Source organism: Streptomyces sp. PT12 (assembly GCF_003311645.1).
Lineage (GTDB): Bacteria > Actinomycetota > Actinomycetes > Streptomycetales > Streptomycetaceae > Streptomyces.
In genome coordinates this window covers 1-19,278 of record NZ_QEST01000105.1, presented here as the reverse complement: position 1 = coordinate 19,278, position 19,278 = coordinate 1, and the positions used below count along the sequence as shown (strand labels likewise).

Here is a 19,278-nt window from a genome sequence, read left to right as displayed (position 1 = left end):
CGGCTGGTGGTTGATTCGGTCGATCGGCTCGGTGAGCCGGGCGCGCGGTCAGCGCTCGATGAAGAACTGCTCGGGGTGCACGCCGCCGGGATAGGGGTAGGTCGCGGCGAAGAAGGTGCGCTCCGGCATGTTGCGCAGGGCGTTGCCCACGACTCCGTAGCCGGGCAGCGCGGTGCTGATCCCGATCGTCCAGAACTGCTCCTTGGCGATCTCGAGGATCCGTCGCATCCCGTCGGCCCTGCCCTCGGCGTCGGTCTCGGAGGTCAGCTCCTCCGTGTAGATCCGGTACTGCTCCTTGGCGGGCTCGGGCGGCTCCATGCCCTCATCGCCACCGGTCTCCAGCCATGTGAACCACTCGGGGCAGAAGGCGTTGTTCTCGCCCCACTGCGGCATATACATCCCGGGCCCCGCCATGGGGTTGAGGCCGCCGTCGCCGTCCCACACCAGCGCGTCGTGCTCGTTGGCCTGGATGAGCTGGGTGCGCAGCGTCAGGTCCTCGCTCTGGATCCGGGCCTCGACGCCGACCTCGCGCCACATCGGCAGCAGGATCTCCAGCGCGTCGAGCAGCTCGGGCTTGGCGGCGCCCGCGCCGACCAGGACGCGGAACGATATCGGCTCGCCGTCGGGGCCGAGCCGCGGCCCGTCACCTCCGCGCCGCGTGAAGCCCGCGCGGTCCAGGTGCTCCTCGGCCGCGGCCACGTCGTACTCCGTGAACTGCGTGGCCATCTCCTCGTCGAAGAAGTCGGAGGCGCGGGAGGGCGCCACCTGCCAGGGCTCGCCCTGCCTGGCGTGCACGGCGTTGATGATCCGCTGCCGGTCGATCGCGTAGGACAGGCCGATCCTGAAGTCCCTGTTGCCGAAGATCTCCCGCTTGACCTCGTCCTGGCTCGTGAGGTTGAGCATGATCGAGAGGGTGTTGACCTTGTCGGTCTCCAGGTCGTAGAAGCCGTAGCCGCCGTCCTCGCGGCCCTCGGCGAGCACCGGCTTGTTCTGCGTCGTGGTCACATGGCGGTCCATCAGGTCCACCTCGCCGCCCAGCACGCGCAGCAGCACGACCTCCGCGTCCTGCGCCATGGTGAAGTCGACGCCGTTGAGGTAGGGCAGCTGGTTCCCCTCGGGGTCGACCTTCCAGTAGTAGGGGTTGCGGGTGAAACGCATCCGTGTGCCGTCGCCGATGGCGTCCTGCGGCAGCCACGCGTGCAGGCGCGGCAGCTCGGGGTCCGTCCACAGCATGCCGCCGTAGACGGCGTCCTGGAGCAGCTCGACCGGGCCCGTGTAGCCCCGGTCCTGGGCGGCCCGTTCGGCGTCGGGGGACAGGCGCGGGTGGAAGCGTTCGAGGAAGTGCTTGGGCAGCCGGGTCAGCATGTCGCCCGCCTCGCTCGCCATCTCCTCCAGATAGCGGGCGCGGGGACCGGCGAACACGATGTCGAACGAGTGCTCCCCGGTCCGCTCCAGGGTCGCGGCCTGCCCGCCCGCGAGGTACTGGCCCGGGGTGTCGGGCACGATCTCCGTGTCGGTGATCAGGTCGCGGTAGGCGAACTCCACGTCGTCGACCGTGAACGGCGTCCCGTCCGACCAGCGAAGCCCCGCGCGCAGCGTGAACGACACCCTGGTGGCGTCCTCGCTCATCTCGAACGACTCGGCGACGCACGGGACGACATCGCGCCACTCCGCGTCCCACGTCACCAGGTTCTCGTAGCCGATCCCGTGGTTGAGCCGGAACGAGTCACCCGCGCCGATGAGCGCGCTGCGCCAGGTCTCGCCATAGGTGCCGGGCCCGTCCACGGGCTGCACGACCAGGGGCCGCTGGGGCAACCGCTCGCTCAGCGGCGGGAGTTCGCCGCTGTCCACCAGGGCTTGGAGCTCGGGCGCCTGGCCGTTGCCTGTCACGGTCCCGCCGCCTCCACCACCCGATGGGCTGGTGGACAGGTCACAGCCGCGCAGCCCCAGCACGCCCAGGGCTCCCGCCGCGGTGACACCCCCGGCCAGGAGAAAGCCTCTCCGTCCGATCCGCCTGGTCATCGTTGACTCCCTTGTCGTCACAACCGTCTTCGAGGTCTTCGAGTTCTTCGGGTCCCGCGGTCGCCGCGGCTTCCGTCTCTTCGTCGGGCACCGGGTCGTCGGGCACCGGGTAACGCCGCCTGCCCGCTCACCAGCCGTGCACCTCGGGCCAGGACAGCTCGACGCCCTCGGCTGCCAGCTCCCGCCTGAAGTCGTCGAGGCGCCGGTCGTCGGCGCGCACCTGGTGCGGGGTGACGCCATGGGCCAGGCAGTGGGCGGCCAGCAGGGCGGCCGCCTCGCCGACGTTCCACTCGACGGGGTGCAGCCGGTAGCACCCGTTGGTGATGTGGGTCGTTCCGATGTTCTTGGCCGCGGGCAGCAGGTTCCGCGTGCGCCGGGGCAGCAGCGCGCCCAGCGGGATCTGGAACGGGGCGGCGGCGACATCGATGTAGTTGTCGCCCCCGGTCGAGGGGTGCAGGTCGATGCGGTAGGAGCCGATGCCGATCGAGTCGGGGTGGCGCACGGCGCCGCGCTCGCCCCGCACCGCGAGCGAGACCTCCTGCTCGGTGATGGTGTGCTCGGCCAGGATGCGCCGCGACTCCCTGATGTAGGGCGCCTGGCACAGCCCGTCCGCGGTGCCCACCACATCGGGCCTCGGCCGCAGCCCTGGCCAGCCCGTTCCGCCGTCGGGCCGTGGCATCTCGGTCTGCATCCAGTACAGGAAGGACCGGCTCATCCGCCGCGCGCCGTCCCTGTGGCGGGCCGCCTCCTCCTCGTCCACCTCGAAGAGCGGGCCCTCGACATAGTCGATCATCGGCCAGTTGACGATGATCACATCGCTGGCGAGCGCGCCGGGCGCGAAGGTGTCGCGGGCCAGGATCCTGCGGAACGCCCACAGGTCGAGGTCCCCCGCCAGGCCGCGCGTGGCGGGCTCGTCGGGGCCCGGGTTGGGCAGCAGCACCCTGGCGGTGGTGGCCAGGGTCTGCGGCTTGGGCGCGAGCAGGCCGAACATCCGGTCGGGCCAGTAGTCGGGCCGGTAGTCACGCCAGAACGCGTAGTCCTCCGGCTTGTCCACCGTGTGGTCCTCGCCCGCCAGGTGCTCGACGGCGAAACACCACGACACCGCCTGCATGTTGAGCGGCTGCCGTTCATCGGGGGCGCTGGGCTCGCCGGTGTCCTCGTGGGACTCGAAGCCCGTGACATACTCGGTCCCGGTCAACGGCAGCAGCGCGCCGGTCTCCGTGGCGTCCAGGACATAGGGCGCGGTCACCGTGAGGCGTTCGCCGCTGTCCCGGTGGGCCAGGGTCACGCCGGTGACGCGGTCGCCCTCGGTCGTGGCCGCCACGGGGTGGTAGGGCAGCCGCAGGTCAAGGCGCCCGAGGGCGCGGTGCGGCGCGAGCATCGCCATCAGCACGGCGTGCGAGGCGCTTGGCTCGGCGCACAGCGCGCTCACGCGACCCTTGCCCGGGTTGAGCCTGCGGTCGGCCGCCGCGGCGCGGGTCAGCGGGTACCAGCGGCGGTAGTACGCGCGGATCCCCTCGCGCAGCGCGCGATAGCTCGCGGTGCAGCCGAACTGCTCGATCCACGGGTGCTCGTCGGGGGGCGTGCCCTGACTGGTGAGCTGGCCGCCCACCCAGTCGTTCTCCTCGGTGAGCACCACCCGAAGTCCCCTGCGGGCGGCGGCGAGCGCGGCGGCGACGCCCCCGAGCCCTCCGCCGATGACGGCGATGTCCGCGGTGATCTCGCTCATCGGGCGCCTCCGTCGGCGTCGGCGGGAACGGCGGCCACGGTGGTGGCCTCCGGGGGTGAACAGGGCAGCAGCACCTGGTCGTCGCGGTGGGCGGCGGGCCCCGAGAGGGTCTGCACCAGGAGCCGCACCGCCTCGCGCCCGATCTCGCGCCTGGGGATGCCCACGCAGCTCCACGGCACCCCTGGCCTGGGGCCGCCCGCCGCGTCGCGCAGCACCACGACCGAGACATGCTCGGGGATGGCGAGGCCGCGCTCGGTGGCGAACCCCTCAAGGCGCCCGGCGAACGACTCGTCCTCGGCGAGGAACGCGGTCATCCCGTGCGCGAGGGCGTGGTCGAACCACTCGACGGTGAGCTCGTGGGCGTTCATCATCACCGGAAGCGCGGGGATGCCCAGCTCGGCGCAGGCGGCGCGATAGCCCGACTCCCGGTCGGCGACCGCCTCCACGCGGTGGGTGATGCCGAGGTAGCCGACGCGCCGGTGACCGAGCTCCACGAGGCGCGCCACCGCGTCGCGCGTGGCGGCGGCGTAGTCGGCGCTCACCCACGCGATCTCGGCCCCCGGCACCTCGCGGCGGCCTATGTGGACGAACGGGTAGCCCTCCCGGCTCAGCCGGGCCAGGTCCGAGTGGTCGTGGGCCACGCCGAGCAGCACGCTGCCGTCGGCGACGTTGAGGCGGTTGGAGCCGTCGCTGTACAACTGCCGCTGCCCGTCGGGGCGTTCCGTCGAGGTGAAGAGCAGCAGGTCGTACCCCTCCGCGACGGCCTGCTCCTCGACCCCGATCAGGAACTCGTGGTAGAAGTCGCGGCTCGCTATGGGGAAGACGGCCTCGAAGGTGTGGACCCCGAGGATCCGGTTGCGCTTGCCCTTCAGGCTGCGCGCCGCGGGGTTGGCGGCGTACCCCAGATCGCGGACCGCGTCGCGCACCATGCGCTCGGTCTCCGGCGGAATCCGGTGGCTCGCGGCCCGCCCGTTGACGACCGCGGACACCGTTGCCTGTGACACTCCCGCACGCCGGGCGACGTCTGCCTGGGTCGGTGCCCCGAGGCGGCGTTTGGCTGCCAAGATAACCCCTTGCTGTTTCGTATCAGCAATGCACGAGATGGACATGAGTGAGAGTTGCTGATTCGTTGCAGCACTGTAGGAGCGACCCGTGAGGGCGTCAACGGATCGGACAAGAATCGTCAGTTGGGCGTCGCGCGGGCGCGGCCGTGGCCGCGGCGGGGGCCGCTCGGGAGGGGGGTGACACCTCAGGGCGGGCCGTGGCGCGGTGCCAGCGGCCGCGCCACGGCCCTGGCCGCCATGGGGGGTGTCGTGGAGCCGATGCGACCCCAGGGCGACACCTAGATGATAATCGTTTTCGTTAGTGTCGCGGGGGTGATCCCGCTGTGTCTCCGGTCACGGCGCCGCCGCGTCATGCGGCCAAGGGCGAACGGCGGCGCCGCCATAGGCGGCTGAGCAGGCCATGGCGCGGGGCGAGGGTCCAGGCCAGCAGGAAGAGCCCTGTGGCGACCAGGACGATCGTGCCGCCGGTCGGCAGGTCGAGGCTCCACGACAGATAGAGCCCGGTGACGGCGGAGAGCCCGCCGAGCAGCGGGGCGATCAGCATCATGGCGGCGAGGCGGTCCGTGAGCAGCCTGGCCGTGGCGGCGGGGGTGACGAGCAGCGCCAGGACGAGGATGTTGCCGATGGTCTGCACGGAGATCACCACGGCGATGGACACCATGACATAGAGCGCCAGGTCGAGGGCGAAGACGGGCAGGCCGAGCGCCCGCGCCGACTCGCGGTCAAGGGTGACGGCGACGAACTCCTTGTGCAGCAGGAACGCCAGGACGAGCAGCGCCGCCGTCGAGACGCCGACCACCTGGATGTCCTCGTCGGGGATGCCGGTGATGGAGCCGAAGAGGAACTGCTGGAGGGAGCCCGAGTAGCCGGGGGAGCGGCTGATGACGACGATGCCGAGGGCGAAGGCGCCGACGAAGAACACGCCGATGACGCTGTCCTCGCGCAGCCTGCGGTTCTGGGAGAAGACGGCGACGGCGACGGCGGTGAGCACCCCGGCGATCGCGCCGCCGAGCACGAGGTTGCCCTGGACGACGAACGCGATGGCCAGCCCGGGGAAGACGGCGTGGGCGACGGCGTCGCCGATGAACGCCATGCCGCGCAGCACCACGTAGCAGCCGATGACGCCGCAGACGGCCGACGACATCAGCGCGACGAACAGCGCCTTGGGCAGGAAGGAGAGCGCGGGGTTGGCCAAGTCGGCGACGAACTCCTGTGGCGTGAGCATCACTTCACCCCCAGCGCGGCCAGCAGAGGGCTGCCTTCGCTGATGCCGAAGGCGGCCCGCCACAGCGCGGCGTCGCGCAGCGCCCCGGGGGTGCCCGTGGCGATGACCGTGCCGTTGACCAGGCAGATCGTCGAGCAGGTGTGCACGGCGGCGACCAGGTCGTGGGTGGTCATCAGCACCGCGCGGCCCTCCCCGCTCAGCTCGGTGAAGAGGTCGGTCAGCAGCTCCTGGGTGGGCACGTCGAGCCCGGTGAACGGCTCGTCAAGCAGCAGCACACTCGGGCGCAGCGCCAACGCCCGTGCCACCAGGACGCGTTGGCGCTGCCCTCCGGAGAGCTGGCCCACGGGGCGGCGGCGCAGCGCGGTCATGCCGACGCGGGCCATGGCCTCGTTGACGGCGCGGTGGTCGTCGATGCCGGGGCGGTGTATCCAGCCGACACGCCGCACCCGCCCCGCCAGCACGGCGTCCTCCACCGAGATGGGGAAGTCCCAGGCGAACTCGTGGCGTTGGGGCACATAGCCGATGCGCTGGCGTGCCCGCGCGACCGGGGCGCCCTCGACCTCGACCGTGCCGCGGGAGCGCTTGACCAGGCCGAGCACGGATCTCAGCAGGGTGGTCTTGCCCGCGCCATTGGGGCCGATGAGCCCCATGAAGTCGCCCGCCTCGACCGTGAGATCGACGTCGCGCAGCACCGGGCGGCCGCCGAGCGCGACGGTCAGGCCCTTCACGGACAGCGCGGTCATGACGCGGCCCCGCCCTCGCCCGCTTCCGCGTCCTGGCGTTCGGCGAGGCGGCGCGCCCTTCGGCCGCGCAGGGTGAGCGCCGCGGCGGCCACGAGCAGGGCGAGCAGCACGCCGCCCACGGCGGCGAGCGTGGCGGGCAGCGCCGAGCCTTCCGCGTCGTCGGCGCTCCCGTCGTCGGGCGCGGCGGTGTCGTCGGCGCCGTCGGCGTCGGGGGGTGCCGACTCCCGTTCCCCCGCGGGCTCGTCGGCGGGGTCCGCCGCGGCGAACGCCTCCCTGACGTCGGTCTCCTCGCCCACGGCGAAGCGCAGCGGGGCGCGGTCCCTGACGCGCTCGCCGGTGATCAGGTCGGCGGATATCTCGAAGTCCACGACGTAGACGCCGGGTTCGGTGAACACCCAGTTGGCGTGGGTGTGCGTGTTGAGGTCGACCCACAGCTCTTGGGGGCCGGGATCGTCGCCGTCCCAGAGCACATCGGGGGCGCCGAGGTCGCCGTTCTGGAGGAAGACGGCGAAGTGCCCGGGGCCGTCGACGCCATGCATGGTGAGGGTCACACCGCGGTTGACACGCTCCATGACCTCGGGGTCCTGGGTGTTCCAGCCGAGCCAGATGACCTCGGGCGCCTGGGTCTGCGGGATCACATGGAGGTCGCTGCCGGGCTCGGCGTCGAGGAAGGCGAAGTCCGGGTCGTCGGGCGCCTGTTGGACCGCGGCGTCGACGACCTGGGTGACCACGTCGGTCAACGGGCGCCACACCGGGGGCGACTGGGAGTCGTCGCGGCCGTGCACGCGCCACTCGCCGTCGGCGAAGCGTGGCCCGATGTCCACATGGCCGACGTTGAGCACCGCCTCGCCCGTGGCGTCGGCCTCGTCGGGCGCGATGGTCTGGCCCAGGTCGTCGTCGCCCTCCTGGGCGTGGGCGCCGGGAGCGGTCGTGCCCAGGAGGGCCACGGCGAGCAGGGCCGCGGCGGGGCGGGCGGCCTGGGCGGCCTTGGGGAGGTGAGCGTGCATGGTGTCGCGGCCATCCTTGGTCGAAGGGGTGGGTGAAGGGGCGGGCGAGCGGGGGAGTTCAGGCCAGGCAGTCGCGCAGCGACTCGGCGTTGGCGCGCATCATCGCGGCATAGCTCGTGACCTCTTCGTCGAACGCGTCGCCGTAGATCGCGCAGACCTCGATGCCCTGCTCCTCGGCGACCTGGACGAGGGTGCTCGACCGGCCGCGGAGGTTGGGTTCGAGGAAGACGGCGGGGACCGACAGGTTGGCGATGGTCTCGGAGAGCCTGCGGCGCTCGGCGAGGCTGGGCTCGGTCGCGGGGTTGGGGGTGACAAAGCCCGCGATCGAGACGTCGTAGGCCGCGCCGAGATAGCCGAACGCGTCGTGCGTGGTGACCAGATGGCGGCGCGAGGGCGGTATCTCGGCGATCGTGGCGGCGACATACGCGTCGAGCTCGTCCAACTCGCGCAGATACGCGGCGGCGTTGGCGCGGTAGTCGGCGGCGTGCTCGGGGTCGATCTCGGTGAGCGTGTCGCGGATGATCTTGACGTAGGCCATGGCGTTGCGGACGTTCTGCCACAGGTGGGGGTCGATCTCCCCGTGCACATGGCGGCCGAGTACCGCCTGGGGCAGCTGGTGGATGTCCTCGCCCGCGCGGCCGAGGAAGCGGAACCTCGGGTCCCCCGGCACCTCGGTGAGCGCCTTGTTGGGCACCTCGATCACAGTGTCCGACGCCGGGTGGCTCTCGGGGCGCCCGCCGTCGCCATGGGGGTCGGCGAGCAGGTGGACGCTTCCGCCCGTGCCGTCGGCGGCGCGGTCCACATCCACGGTGACATCGGCGTGCCCGGCGCCCAGCACGGTGGCGCCCGCCATGCCGGGCACCGAGTGGGGGTCGACCCCGACGGCGAAGGTGATCGCGGAGCTGCCGAGGCCGACCGGGCGGCTCTCCTGGGTGGCGGCTAGCTCGGCGGCCAACTCCAGGCGGTAGACGCCGGGTTCGGTGAACGCCCAGCTCATGTGCGTGTGCGCGTCCGGGGGCAGCGACGCGGTGTCGTCCCGGTAGCCTTCGCCCGCGTCGAAGCCGTCGGAGGAGTCGAAGAAGACGGTGGGGTCCCCGAATGTCTCGGTGAGATAGCCGATCAGGTCCCCAGGACCCGTCAACCCGGTGGCCTTGAGCCGCACTTCGGACGAACGCGTCGCGCCAGCCGCCTCGCCGGTGCCGCGCACGCGCAGGCCGAGCCACACGGTGTCGAGGTTGACGTTCTCCACCAGCGGGATGATCTCGGCGGCGTAGGTGATCGCGCGCTCGGCCAGCGGGACGTTGGGCACGCCGTCGGGGAGGTTGGCGTCGAGGGCGCGGATGACGCTCTGCTTCTCCAGGAGCAGATAGTTGCTGAACGCCGCGTCGGCGTACACGATGTCGCGGATGTCGCGCAGCGACGGCTCGTAGCTGTGCGGGTCGCCGCCCTCGGGCACCAGGGACTCGACGTCCACCAGGTCGCCCCCGACGTGGCGGGCCAGGTCGGCGAGGATCCCGGTCGTGGTGACGACGCTCGTTCTCCCGTCGTCCGGTGGGGTGGCCACCCCACCGCAGGCGCTCGCGGTCATGGCGAGCGCGGCCGCCAGGCACAGGCGCCCCGCGGCCCTGTGCCGTCCGTATGGTCTGTCCCCGGTCATCTGCCTTCCAGACAAGGTGGGTTGGGGTGGTTGTCGTCGGGGTCCGCGTGGGGCCGTGGGAGGGGGCGGTCGACCCCCTCCCACGGGGTCTCAGGCGCTCACGCGCGCGCCGTCAGGCGCCTTCGGCGCAGGGCGACCGCGGCGCCCCCGGTGGCGACCAGGGCCGCGCCGATCCCCAGCAGCAGCGGGGGCGGCGCGGTCCCGGTTGACGCGAGGTTGCCACCGGCGAGCTGGTCGCCCGGCAGCGCGCAGTCGTCGCCGTCCGCCGTCCTGCCGACCGTCACCGTCTCGGTCGTGGTGCCGCCCTGCGCCCCGAGACCGCTCGGCGCGTCCCCGACGGCGAAGGTGTAGGTCTCCGCGTCGCTGGTGATCGACGCGCCCGAGCCGGGGTCGGTCGCGGTGGCCCGGACGGTCAGCGTGTACTGGCCGGGCTCGGTGAACGTCCATTGCGCGTGGGTGTGCGCGGGGCTCTCCTCCCGCACGGTGCCTGGCAGGTCGTGACCGCCGTCATCGAGGAGCGAGACGACGCCGCCGAAGGTGTTGGTGGAGTAGAGGTGGACCGCCCCGGGCCCTTCCACCGCGGAGATGTCGATGGAGACATCGGTGTAGCCGCTGCCCGCCACGCCGCCTGTGTCCCAGCCTGGCCAGATCAGGTCGGGGTCCTGGGTGAGCGGCAGCAGGTAGCCCGAGGGGCTGCCCGGGTAGTCGGCGGGGATGTCGTCGGCGAACGCCTCGGGCTTGACATGCAGGATCACATCCTCGGGGGCGTGCCGAACATGGCTGCCGGTGACGTCCTCCCTGAGGTCGAGGAGCAGGTCGCCGCCCTCGGCCGTGACGTTGAACGTGTCGATGTGGCCGTGGTCGAGCACCAGCGCGTCGCGCGGGGCCGCGGGGACCTCGCGCTCCTCCTCGGTCGGGAGGCACAGGGGTGCTTCGTCCCCGCCGCCCGCCGAGCCGCCGCCCGCCCCGCCCGAGGTGTCACCCGCGGGCGCTTCGGACGGCTCCTCCGAGGGGGCGCCGGGGTCCGCGCCCGGCTCGTCGTGCGTGGTCACCCTGATGGTGACGGGCTCGGACTCGGCGACGACCGCGTGGTCGTGGTCGTAGAGCCGCGCCAGCACCTGGAGCCCGTCGGCCTCGTCGGCCGCCTCGAACGCGTAGCTCGCCCCGGTCCCTGCGTCACCGGCCAGCGCCCACTCGGCGTCGGCCGAGGCGCGGGTGAACCAGTGGTAGTGGTCGAGATCCGTCTCCGGATCCTGACGCGCCGTCAACTCAACGGTGTCGCCCGGGTGGTAGTGATCCGCCACGCCCTCGACGGTCAGCGTGGTCGCGCCTGGCTCCTCGCCCCCGTGGTCGTCGATGTGCACGGTCACGGGCTGGGACTCGGCGACGACCGCGTGGTCGGCGTCCAGCAGCTCGGCCTTGATCTGCTGCCCGTCGATCTCGGCCGTGCCGGTGTAGGCGTCGCCTTCGCCGCCCTCGGCGGCCTCCCATTCGGCCCGCGCCGAGTCCCTGGTGTACCAGTGGTAGTGGTCCAGGTCCGTCTCGACGTTGGGCACCGCCGTCAACTCGACGGCGTCGCCGGTGTGGTAGTGGTCGGCGAGCCCTTCGATCGCCAGGCTCGTCGGACCGGGCGGCGGCTCCTCCTGGTCGCCGACGGAGAACGCGTATGCCGCGGCGTCGCTGGTGAGCGACTGGCCCGTGTCGGGGTTGGTCGCGGTGGCGCGGGCGGTGAGGGTGTACTGGCCGGGCTCGGCGAACGTCCACTGCGCGTGGGTGTGCGCGGGCGTCTCCTCCCGCAGGGTGCCGGGGAGTTGATGGCCCCCGTCCTCGAGCAGGGAGGTCACCGTGCCGAAGCCGCTGAGCGTGTAGAGGTACACCGGGCCAGGGCCGTTGACCTCGGTGATCTCGATCTCGACGTCGGTGTAGCCGCTGCCCGCGACGCCGCCGGTGTTCCAGCCGGGCCAGATGAGGTTCTGGTCCTGCGTGAGCGGCAGCACATAGCCCGCGGGGGATCCCGGGTACTGCTCGGGGATGCCGTCGATCCAGGCGTCCTCCTTGACGTGCAGCAGCACGTCCTCGGGGGCGTGCCTGACGTGCGACCCGGTGACGTCCTCGGCCAGGTCGAGGACCAGCTCGCCGTCCTCGGCCGTGACGTTGAACGCGTCTATGTGGCCATGGTCGAGCACGAGCGGATCGGCCGCGTGCGCGGTGCCGTGGGCGCCTGCCGCCAGCGTCACCGCCAGCAGGCCCGTGACGGCTGGACGCCATCGCTGGCGTATGGATGCGGTCATGTCGGTCAACTGCTCCTTTTCCCGGGCGCGTTCGGCGCCCGCGAGACGAGGGGTGGACCGCGCGCCGCCCATGTGCTGGCCCAGGGGCGCGGCGGAGTGGAGAAAGCGGGGAGGTGCCTCCTCCGCGGAGAGCCTATGTAACGACAATCGTTTTCATCAAGGGGATACGGTGTGACCCTCTCGACGGTGGCTCACCGCGCTCCCGCGCTGTCGTCGACGCGGGTGCGCGGCCGTCCTCACCAGCTGGACTTGGTGACGCCTGGCAGCTCCCCGGCGTGCGCCATGCGGCGGACGTTGATGCGCGAGAGGCCGAAGGTCCGCAGGTGGCCTCGGGGGCGGCCGTCGACGCTGTCCCTGTTGCGGACGCGGGTCGCGCTGGCGTCGCGCGGCTGACGGCGCAACTCCCGCTGTGCCGCGTCCCGTTCCTCGGGCGTGCTGCCGGGGGCGCGGATGATCCGCTTCAGCTCGGCCCGGCGCTCGGCGTAACGGGCCACGATCTCCTTGCGCTTGTCGTTCTTGGCGATCTTGCTGGCCTTGGCCATCGGGGTGCTCCTCTCCTCAGACCTTCTCGCCGCGGGCGCGGATGCGGGCGACGGCGGCCTCGACGCCGATGGCGTCGACGGTCTTGATGCCCTTGGCGCTCAGCCGGAGCCGCACAAAGCGGTTCTCGCTGGGCAGCCAGTAGCGCTTGGACTGGATGTTGGGGTCGAACCGGCGCCTGGTGCGCCGGTGGGAGTGCGAGATCTGGTTGCCGAACCGCGGTGCGCGGCCGGTGAGTTGGCAGTGGGCGGACATCGGGGTCTCCTTTGCGGGGCGGGCGCTCGTGGTCGGTGCCTGTGGTCGGCGTCAGGGGGTGAGCAGGCCGCGCTGGTAGGCGCGGACCAGGCTGCGGGGGACCAGGTGCTCGCGGCCCTCGATCGTGATCGGCACCAGGTCGGGCCCGCTCGCCTTCCACTGGGCGCGCCGATGGCGGGTGTTGCTGCGGGACACGCGTCGCTTGGGGACGGCCATGGGACTCCTCCACTTATTGGAAACGATTGCCGTTTCCGTATAGTAGCGGTCCTGTGGTGTGGGCCACTCGGCTGAGGTAGCGCGCACCCTTCGGGCCTGCCCTGGCCGAACGTGGCGTTGTCAAGCCTGGCGCACGTTGAGCTCAGGGAGCATGCCGGTACTTATCCGCGGCTTAGGCCGGGGCGGGGTCTCTCCGGCAACAGGGCACACTCTGTGGTGAACAGAACGTGCCGCGTTTGAGAAGAGCACCCGGCCTCGCGTAAGCGGGGCATAAGCGCGAATGGGCCCGCTGAACGACGCGCGCGCCCGCCCAGGACCGGCCCGCTCCATAAGCTCAATGCGCGCGCGGTGAACGACGAGAGCGCAGCCGAACCGCTGGCCGACCGTTCCGGTGTGCAAGGCGGCGATCGAGGCGCCGAGATCGTCCCAGAAGACCGGGTCGTCGCGGCGGGGGCGCTGAGGGCGCAGCATCAGCACATGGGGCGAGGCATGGACGATCTCCGGGGTTCTGACATGGCCGGTCGCGCGGAGGCTCATCAGTCCGGCCGCTTCCACGGCGAAGGCACCGGAGGCCGTGTCCGGCAGGCACGTGGCGAAGACCCGCGTGCCGTCGCCCAGGGTGACGAGTCTCGCGACGGCGACGACACCGCCGGTGCGCCCCTCCACCGACCGCACGTCGAATCCGGCGTCCCTGATCCGTTGTGCGAGGAGTTCGGATCTCCGCACGCGCGTATCCCAACAGGCCGCCGATCACGGTGCGTTCGGCGCCCTCTTTCCTGAGGGCGCGCCACCGTGAGCGGCCACCACCGCGCCCCCACGACACCGGTACCCCGGCAGGCGGCGAGCGGGAGGGTGTCCGCGCTCAGCCGTCGTCGTGGCCGCCCGCAGGGCTCATCACCTCGCTCGTCCACGAGGCGCCCGCGATCGGCGGGCGCCTCTCGCCCAGCGCGCTGGCCCACGGAGGCGAGGGGCGAGGGGCGAGTTGACGCCCGTCCACGCGGACTCGCGCAGCAGGCGGAGGCCGTTGAGGCCGACGATCACCGTCGAGCCCTCGTGGCCCGCGACGCCGAGGGGGAGGGGGAGCGTGCCCGCGAGGTCCCAGGTGACCAGGACGGCGATGAACGTGCCCGCGATGACGAGGTTCTGGATCACCAGGCGCCTCGCGGTGCGCGAGAGGGTGACGACGGCGGGGATGGTGGCCAGCTCGTCGCGGACCACGATGGCGTCGGCGGTCTCCAGGGCGAGGTCGGAGCCCGCCTTGCCCATCGCGACGCCGCAGTGCGCGGCGGCGAGGGCGGGGGCGTCGTTGACGCCGTCGCCGACCACCAGGACGTGCCTGCCCTCCCGCTCCCACGCGCGGACGGCGGCCACCTTGTCCTGGGGGAGCAGCCCCGCGCGGACATCGGTGATGCCGACCTCGGCGGCCAGGTGGCGCGCGGCGCGCTCGTTGTCGCCGGTGAGCAACACCGGGGTGCTCCCCGTGAGGTGGGTGAGCGCCGCGACGGTGGCCGCGGCGTCGGGGCGCAGCCGGTCGGCGACGCCGAGCACGCCGACCGCGGCCCCGTCGCGCAGCACGACGACGGCGGTGCGCCCGGCGTTCTCCAACTCCCGTGCCACCGCGTGCGCGTGGCCGTCGTCCGCGGGCAACAGACGGGCCGGGGAGCCGACGTCGGTCAGGTGACCATCGACCATGGCGCGCACGCCACGGCCCGGCGCCGAGGCGAAGTCCTCCGCGGCGGCGATGACAAGGCCGCGCTCGTGGGCGGCCTCGACCACCGCGCGGGCAAGCGGGTGCTCGCTCGGGTGCTCGGCCGATGCGGCAAGCGCCAGCAACTCCCGTTCGTCCAGGCCGCCTTCGGCCAGCGGGCGCACATCGGTGACGCGCGGGGTGCCCTCGGTGAGCGTTCCGGTCTTGTCGAGCGCGACGGCGTCGACCTGCGCGAGGCGTTCCATGACGACGGCGGACTTGGCGAGCACGCCGTGGCGGCCCGCGTTGGCGATGGCCGAGAGCAGCGGGGGCATCGTGGAGAGCACCACCGCGCACGGCGAGGCGACGATCATGAACGTCATCGCGCGCAGCAGCGCCGACTGCAACGTCGCCCCGAACGCCAGCGGGATCGCGAAGACGGCGAGGGTCGCGACGACCATGCCGAGCGAGTAGCGCTGTTCGACCTTCTCGATGAACAGTTGCGTCGGGGCCTTGGTCTCCGACGCCTCCTCGACCATGCGCACGATGCGGGCGATCACCGAGTCCGCGGGGTCGCGTTCGACGCGCACGCGCAGGGCGCCCGTGCCGTTGACGGTGCCAGCGAACACCTCGTCCCCCAGCTTCTTGGTGACCGGCAGGGGTTCGCCCGTGATCGTGGCCTGGTCGACGTCGCTCGCCCCGTCGAGCACGCGCCCGTCGGCGCCGATCCGCTCCCCTGGCCGCACCAGGATCGTGTCGCCCACGGCCAGCGCCCCGGCCGCGACCGTCTCCTCACCGCCGTCGGGCAGCAGCCGTGTCGCGGTGGAGGGGGCGAGGTCGAGCAGGCCCCGCACGGAGTCGGCGGTGCGGGCGGTCGCCACGGCCTCAAGGGCGCCCGAGGTCGCGAAGATGACGATCAGCAGCGCCCCGTCGAGCACTTGGCCGATGGCGGCGGCGCCGAGCGCGGCCACCACCATGAGCAGGTCCACGTCCAGGGTCTTCTCCCTGAGGGCCATCAGGCCAGCCCACCCCGGCTCCCAGCCGCCGGTGACATAGACGGCGGCATACAGCGGGCCCCACAGCCACCACGGGGCGCCGAGCAGGTGCAGCGGGAGCGCGACCAGGAAGAGCGCGAGGGCGGCCAGCGCCCAGCGGGCCTCGGGCAGCGCGAGCAGGCGGGTCCTTCGGCGGCGCGCCGCGGGCGGGGCCGCGGGCGGCGGGGCCTTCGCGGTCAGGGTGGAGGACATGGCGCGGCGAGCCCTTCCCGAGGGGGACGATCGGACCGCACCACCATACAGGAATCATTGAACATCCATTCATGTATCGATGTCCGTAGGATGGCGCCATGGGCCACAGAGGAAAGACCCCCCGCGACGGCGCGGCGCCGCGCACCCGGCTCACCGCGGAGAACGCCTCCCAGGTGGCCACCACCCTCCAGGCGCTCTCCACCCCCTCGCGGCTGCTCATCCTGGCCCGCCTGCGCGAGGGCCCGTGCGCCGCGACCGAGCTCGCCGCCGCGGTCGGCATGGAACAGTCCGCGTGCTCCCACCAGTTGAGGCTGCTGCGCAACCTCGGCCTGGTCACGGGGACGCGCCAGGGCCGTTCGGTCGTCTACGCTCTCCACGACGACCACGTCGCCGAGCTGCTGGACCAGGCCGTCCACCATGTCGAGCACCTGAGGTTCGGCATGACCGACTCCGCCCCGGGGCGGGTGAGCGTTCGGGCCGAGGCGCGCCCCACGCGTTGAGCCGGGCGCGGTCGCGCGGGTGCGGGGGAGGGGTCCCGGCCGGGGCGTGGTTCGATGGCGGCCATGATGCGTAGGACGCCAACCACCGCCGCCGTCGCCGCCGTTGTCGCCGCTGTCGTGTGCGCCGCTGTCACGTCGTGCTCCTCGGAGTCCCCGGACTCCCAGGAATCCTCGGATTCTCCCGACGGGTCCGCGGCCGGGGACAAGGCCAGCGGGTCGGGCTCCGATGAGCCCGCGTCCGACCCCGCGTCCGACCCCGCGGCCACGCCCACCGAGGAGGCCACGCCCGCGCCCTCGCCGACCGGGCCGTGCGCCGACGGGACGTGCGAGATCGAGGTCGCCGTGGGCGATGTCGTGACCGTGCCGCAGGCGTACGGCCTCGGACCCATCGAGGTGATGGCGATCAGCGGCGACACGGTCGAGATGGTCGCGCCGCTCACGGGCTCGGGCTTCAGCGTCGCGGGCTGCGCGGGGGGCGGCAGCACGTCGTCGGACGGCGGCGGCGGCGTCGGCCTGAACTGCGGCGTGGGAACGGTCGCGACCGTCAATGACGTCATGAGCCTCGAGGTCGTCGAGATCGTCGACACCGCGGCCGTCCTCCGCATCGAACCCGCGGGGTGACACACGCCCCAGCGGCGCGGGCATGAGGAGTCAACGGCGTTCTCCCCCTCGCCTCACGCACCAGGCCGAGCAGCCGGGGCAGCCCCCGGCCGCTGGAACACCGCGTCCCGCCCCCGGCCAGGTCGAACGACAGGTCACGCGCCACCGCGACCTCGCCCCGCGCCGTGGGGAACGCCACCGTCAGGTCATTGACCCGAGTGGCGGCTGCCGGGGCAGGCCCGAGGGGCGCGCGCCACCCCCGGCGGGCGGCGCGCGGGAGGGCGTCCAGCCGTCAGCCGCCGTGCTCGGCCCCCCGCAGGGGAAGCCGTGCCTCGATCGCCGCCACCAGATCCTGGTCCTCCGGCTCGGTGCGCGGCCTGAATCGGCCCACGACCTCGCCCTCGGGGGACACCAGGAACTTCTCGAAGTTCCACTGGACATCGCCCGCCTCCCCCGAGCCGTCAGGCGTGCGCGTCAGCTCGGCGTAGAGCGGGTGCCGCCCCGGGCCGTTGACCTCGATCCGCTCGAACATCGGGAACGTCACGCCGTACGTCGCGGAGCAGAACTCCCTGATCTCCTCCGACGACCCAGGCTCCTGCCCGGCGAACTGGTTGCACGGGAAGCCGAGGACGGCGAAGCCGCGCTCGCCGTACTGCCTCTGGAGCCGTTCAAGTCCCGCGTACTGCGGGGTCAGCCCGCAGCGCGACGCCACGTTGACCACCAGGACCGCCTTGCCGCGGAAGGCGCCGAGCGAGGTGTCCTCGCCGTCGAGCGTGCGCAGGGGGGTGTCGTACAGGGTCGCCATGATGTGATGTCTCCCTTTCGCCGGTTCGTGGACACAGCGTGTCACGCGCGGCGCGTCCTAGGCGCGCCGCGCCGACGTCGGCAGGGTCAGGATCTCGGCTGCGTCGTCGGTGATGGCGATCGTGTGCTCGCTGTGCGCCGTCCGGCAGCCCGTCGCGCTCCTGAGCGTCCACCCGTCGGCATCGGTGACGAGCGTGGCGGTGTCCGCCATGACCCATGGCTCGAGCGCCAGCAGCAGCCCGGGGCGCAACGCGTATCCACGGCCTGGCCGCCCGGTGTTCGGCACGTGCGGGTCCTGGTGCATCGTCGACCCGATGCCATGGCCCCCGAACTCGGTGTTGATCGCGTAGCCCGCCTCGCCGAGCACCGTGCCGATGGCGTGGGAGATGTCGCCGATGCGGGCCCCGGGCCTGGCGGCGGCGATCCCCGAGGCGAGCGCGCGCTCGGTCGCGTCGATCATCGCGACGCTCTCCTTGGGCTCCGTGTCGCCGACGATGAAGCTGATGGCGGCGTCCGCGGCGACCCCTCCGCGCGAGACGGCGAGGTCGAGCGTCAGCAGATCGCCGTCGGCGAGCGTGCGGTCATGGGGCCGCCCATGGAGCACCGCGTCGTTGACGGCCGTGCAGATGTGGTGCCCGAACGGGCCGCGTCCAAAGGACGGCGCGTAGTCGACGTAGCAGGACTGCGCCCTCGCCTCGACGATCATCGTCTCGGCCCAGCGGTCGATGTCGAGGAGGTTGGTGCCGACCGTGGTGCGGGCCTTGAGCGCCTGGAGGATGTCGGCGACCAGGGCGCCGGTGTCCCGTGCGCGGGCCAGCAGGGTGGGGTTCAGGATCTCGATCACGTGGCGCCCTTCTCATGCGACCAATAACTATACCGGCCATACTATACCGGTACTAGAATTGGGTCCATGGTCAGACTTCCGCTCACTCCCGCGGAGGTCGAGCGCGGACGGCGCCTCGGCGCCCTGCTCCGTCGAGCCAGGGGAGAGCGCTCGATCCTGGAGACCGCGCTCGACGCACGCGTTTCGCCCGAGACCCTCAGAAAGATCGAGTCGGGCCGCGTGGCCACCCCGGCCTTTCCGACCATCGCGGCGATCGCCGATGTCCTCGGCCTCTCCCTCGACGCGCTGTGGGCCGAGATCAGCCAGCCCGACGCCGACGCCGACGGGAGGGAAGGCGCGCCCGGTCAGCGCGGCGGGCGCAGCGCCAGCAGGCGGCGTTCGCTCTCGCTGCCCGGCTCGGCCTGGTAGGCGACCAGCTCGTGGCCCGGTGAGCCGCCGATCGCGAACGTCTGGAAGTCCAGCTCCAGCTCGCCCACCTCGCCATGGAGGAAGACCTTGCGCTCCCGCGTCTTGGGCTCCACGTCGTAACGGGCCCAGAGCGCGGCGAAGCGCGCGTCCTCGCCCAGCGTGGCCAGCAGCCCGGCCAGCCTGGCCCGGTCCCCGAGGTGCCGCGTCGCCCGCAGCGCGGCCACGCAGGACGCCGCCGCGCGGTCCCAGTCGGCGTGGAACGTCTTGCCCGCCTCGTCGAGAAAGGTCATCTCGGCGAGGTTCCTGGTGTGCGCAAAGGCCGAGAACAGCGCCCGCGCGAGGGGGTTGAGGGTGACGATGTCGGTCTCCCACTGGATGACGGCTCAGGGGCCGCGGCGGACGAGCGCGGTGTGCATGCCTGCTGCCCGCGCCGGTGCGA

General features: G+C 72.4%; 19 protein-coding genes. 3 read left to right on the top strand and 16 right to left on the bottom strand.

Annotation, left to right across the window (positions count from 1 at the left end):
• Positions 1–48: 48 nt before the first annotated feature.
• The 13 genes from DEH69_RS12605 to DEH69_RS12545 form a co-directional block, all read right to left on the bottom strand.
• Complete coding sequence (locus tag DEH69_RS12605; protein ID WP_181727406.1) at positions 49–2,022, bottom strand: ABC transporter substrate-binding protein; 1,974 nt, start codon at positions 2,020–2,022, stop codon at positions 49–51.
• Positions 2,023–2,149: 127 nt separating this feature from the next.
• The gene (locus DEH69_RS12600) at positions 2,150–3,751 is read right to left on the bottom strand and encodes an FAD-dependent oxidoreductase (RefSeq protein WP_181727405.1); all 1,602 of its coding nucleotides are present in this window, start codon (positions 3,749–3,751) and stop codon (positions 2,150–2,152) included.
• Positions 3,748–4,860 carry a LacI family DNA-binding transcriptional regulator gene (locus DEH69_RS12595; RefSeq protein ID WP_113687039.1) on the bottom strand — a complete coding sequence of 371 codons (1,113 nt, stop codon included), beginning with the start codon at positions 4,858–4,860 and terminating at the stop codon, positions 3,748–3,750. The genes DEH69_RS12600 and DEH69_RS12595 overlap by 4 nt, the downstream gene beginning before the upstream one ends.
• Positions 4,861–5,164: 304 nt before the next feature.
• Positions 5,165–6,040, bottom strand: coding sequence for an anchored repeat-type ABC transporter permease subunit (locus tag DEH69_RS12590; RefSeq protein WP_113687038.1), 876 nt, complete (start codon positions 6,038–6,040; stop codon positions 5,165–5,167).
• Entirely contained in the window at positions 6,040–6,783 is a 744-nt protein-coding gene (locus tag DEH69_RS12585) for an anchored repeat-type ABC transporter ATP-binding subunit (protein ID WP_113687037.1), read from the bottom strand. Before DEH69_RS12585 ends, DEH69_RS12590 begins: the two co-directional genes overlap by 1 nt.
• On the bottom strand, positions 6,780–7,790 hold the full coding sequence (locus DEH69_RS12580) for a choice-of-anchor M domain-containing protein (protein WP_220131245.1): 1,011 nt from the start codon (positions 7,788–7,790) through the stop codon (positions 6,780–6,782). The genes DEH69_RS12585 and DEH69_RS12580 overlap by 4 nt, the downstream gene beginning before the upstream one ends.
• Before the next feature lie 58 nt (positions 7,791–7,848).
• The gene (locus DEH69_RS12575; RefSeq protein WP_220131244.1) at positions 7,849–9,447 is read right to left on the bottom strand and encodes an anchored repeat ABC transporter, substrate-binding protein; all 1,599 of its coding nucleotides are present in this window, start codon (positions 9,445–9,447) and stop codon (positions 7,849–7,851) included.
• Between the two features lie 98 nt (positions 9,448–9,545).
• Positions 9,546–11,738 (bottom strand): choice-of-anchor M domain-containing protein, encoded by a 2,193-nt coding sequence (locus DEH69_RS12570; protein WP_181727403.1) that lies wholly within the window; start codon positions 11,736–11,738, stop codon positions 9,546–9,548.
• 236 nt (positions 11,739–11,974) lie between these two features.
• Positions 11,975–12,280, bottom strand: a complete 306-nt coding sequence (rpsN, locus tag DEH69_RS12565; protein WP_113687035.1) for a 30S ribosomal protein S14 — start codon at positions 12,278–12,280, stop codon at positions 11,975–11,977.
• A gap of 16 nt (positions 12,281–12,296) precedes the next feature.
• On the bottom strand, positions 12,297–12,533 hold the full coding sequence (rpmB, locus tag DEH69_RS12560; RefSeq protein ID WP_113687034.1) for a 50S ribosomal protein L28: 237 nt from the start codon (positions 12,531–12,533) through the stop codon (positions 12,297–12,299).
• A gap of 51 nt (positions 12,534–12,584) precedes the next feature.
• Positions 12,585–12,749, bottom strand: coding sequence for a 50S ribosomal protein L32 (gene rpmF / locus DEH69_RS12555; protein ID WP_113687033.1), 165 nt, complete (start codon positions 12,747–12,749; stop codon positions 12,585–12,587).
• Between the two features lie 120 nt (positions 12,750–12,869).
• The gene (locus tag DEH69_RS12550) at positions 12,870–13,475 is read right to left on the bottom strand and encodes a fructosamine kinase family protein (protein ID WP_113687032.1); all 606 of its coding nucleotides are present in this window, start codon (positions 13,473–13,475) and stop codon (positions 12,870–12,872) included.
• A 168-nt stretch (positions 13,476–13,643) separates the two neighbouring features.
• Entirely contained in the window at positions 13,644–15,683 is a 2,040-nt protein-coding gene (locus DEH69_RS12545) for a heavy metal translocating P-type ATPase (protein WP_113687031.1), read from the bottom strand.
• 98 nt (positions 15,684–15,781) lie between these two features.
• Between DEH69_RS12545 and DEH69_RS12540 the strand changes: the two genes are divergently transcribed.
• Both DEH69_RS12540 and DEH69_RS32665 read left to right on the top strand, forming a co-directional pair.
• Positions 15,782–16,183: a helix-turn-helix transcriptional regulator gene (locus DEH69_RS12540; protein ID WP_113687030.1), complete on the top strand. Its 402-nt coding sequence runs from the start codon at positions 15,782–15,784 to the stop codon at positions 16,181–16,183.
• A gap of 63 nt (positions 16,184–16,246) precedes the next feature.
• Positions 16,247–16,804, top strand: coding sequence for a hypothetical protein (locus tag DEH69_RS32665; RefSeq protein WP_258534624.1), 558 nt, complete (start codon positions 16,247–16,249; stop codon positions 16,802–16,804).
• 271 nt (positions 16,805–17,075) lie between these two features.
• Here DEH69_RS32665 and DEH69_RS12530 read toward each other — a convergent pair whose 3' ends face one another.
• The gene (locus DEH69_RS12530) at positions 17,076–17,588 is read right to left on the bottom strand and encodes a glutathione peroxidase (RefSeq protein ID WP_113687029.1); all 513 of its coding nucleotides are present in this window, start codon (positions 17,586–17,588) and stop codon (positions 17,076–17,078) included.
• Between the two features lie 57 nt (positions 17,589–17,645).
• Complete coding sequence (map, locus tag DEH69_RS12525) at positions 17,646–18,431, bottom strand: type I methionyl aminopeptidase (protein WP_113687028.1); 786 nt, start codon at positions 18,429–18,431, stop codon at positions 17,646–17,648.
• Between the two features lie 66 nt (positions 18,432–18,497).
• Here map and DEH69_RS12520 point away from each other — a divergent pair, with 66 nt between their 5' ends.
• Positions 18,498–18,839: a helix-turn-helix domain-containing protein gene (locus tag DEH69_RS12520; protein ID WP_258534623.1), complete on the top strand. Its 342-nt coding sequence runs from the start codon at positions 18,498–18,500 to the stop codon at positions 18,837–18,839.
• On the opposite strand, the gene DEH69_RS12515 is transcribed toward DEH69_RS12520, so the two are convergent.
• The gene (locus DEH69_RS12515) at positions 18,776–19,168 is read right to left on the bottom strand and encodes a hypothetical protein (RefSeq protein WP_258534634.1); all 393 of its coding nucleotides are present in this window, start codon (positions 19,166–19,168) and stop codon (positions 18,776–18,778) included. The two genes, DEH69_RS12520 and DEH69_RS12515, sit on opposite strands and share 64 nt — an antisense overlap.
• Positions 19,169–19,278 lie beyond the last annotated feature (110 nt).